Here is a 1,363-nt window from a genome sequence, read left to right as displayed (position 1 = left end):
ACCTGCTAAGGTTATAGGGACAAGCCGTACGGGCAATTAGTATCAGTTAGCTTAATGCATTACTGCACTTCCACACCTGACCTATCAACGTCCTGGTCTCGAACGACCCTTTAAAGAGCTCAAGGCTCTGGGAAATCTCATCTCAAGGCAAGTTTCCCGCTTAGATGCTTTCAGCGGTTATCTCTTCCAGACTTAGCTACCCGGCAATGCCACTGGCGTGACAACCGGTACACCAGAGGTCTGTCCACTCCGGTCCTCTCGTACTAGGAGCAGCCCCCTTCAAATTTCCAACGCCCACGGCAGATAGGGACCAAACTGTCTCACGACGTTTTAAACCCAGCTCACGTACCACTTTAAATGGCGAACAGCCATACCCTTGGGACCGGCTACAGCCCCAGGATGTGATGAGCCGACATCGAGGTGCCAAACTCCCCCGTCGATATGAACTCTTGGGAGGAATCAGCCTGTTATCCCCAGAGTACCTTTTATCCGTTGAGCGATGGCCCTTCCATACAGAACCACCGGATCACTATGTCCTACTTTCGTACCTGCTCGACTTGTCAGTCTCGCAGTTAAGCACGCTTATGCCATTGCACTATCAACACGATGTCCGACCGTATCTAGCGTACCTTCGAACTCCTCCGTTACACTTTAGGAGGAGACCGCCCCAGTCAAACTGCCTACCATGCACTGTCCCCGATCCGGATAACGGACCAAGGTTAGAACCTCAAACAAACCAGGGTGGTATTTCAAGGATGGCTCCACGATGACTGGCGTCACCGCTTCAAAGCCTCCCACCTATCCTACACAGATTGGTTCAAAGTCCAATGCAAAGCTACAGTAAAGGTTCATGGGGTCTTTCCGTCTAGCCGCGGGTAGATTGCATCATCACAAACATTTCAACTTCGCTGAGTCTCGGGAGGAGACAGTGTGGCCATCGTTACGCCATTCGTGCAGGTCGGAACTTACCCGACAAGGAATTTCGCTACCTTAGGACCGTTATAGTTACGGCCGCCGTTTACTGGGACTTCAATCAAGAGCTTGCACCCCATCATTTAATCTTCCAGCACCGGGCAGGCGTCACACCCTATACGTCCACTTTCGTGTTTGCAGAGTGCTGTGTTTTTATTAAACAGTCGCAGCCACCAGTTTATTGCAACCCTTTCACCCTCATGGAGTAAACCAATCAAGCTACCGGGGCGTACCTTTTCCCGAAGTTACGGTACCAATTTGCCGAGTTCCTTCTCCCGAGTTCTCTCAAGCGCCTTAGAATACTCATCTCGCCCACCTGTGTCGGTTTGCGGTACGGTCTCGTATGACTGAAGCTTAGAGGCTTTTCTTGGAACCACTTCCGATTGCTTCA

At 51.1% G+C, this 1,363-nt stretch carries 1 rRNA gene; it reads right to left on the bottom strand.

From position 1 onward, the window contains the following. Positions 1–15: 15 nt before the first annotated feature. A 23S ribosomal RNA gene (locus F2P46_RS35845) occupies positions 16–1,363 on the bottom strand; the annotation flags it as partial.

This window comes from Massilia sp. CCM 8734 (genome assembly GCF_011682155.1).
In the GTDB taxonomy this organism is placed as follows: domain Bacteria; phylum Pseudomonadota; class Gammaproteobacteria; order Burkholderiales; family Burkholderiaceae_D; genus Telluria_A; species Telluria_A rubra.
Note: the sequence above shows the minus strand (reverse complement) of the source record. Positions and strands in the feature narration are given on the sequence as shown.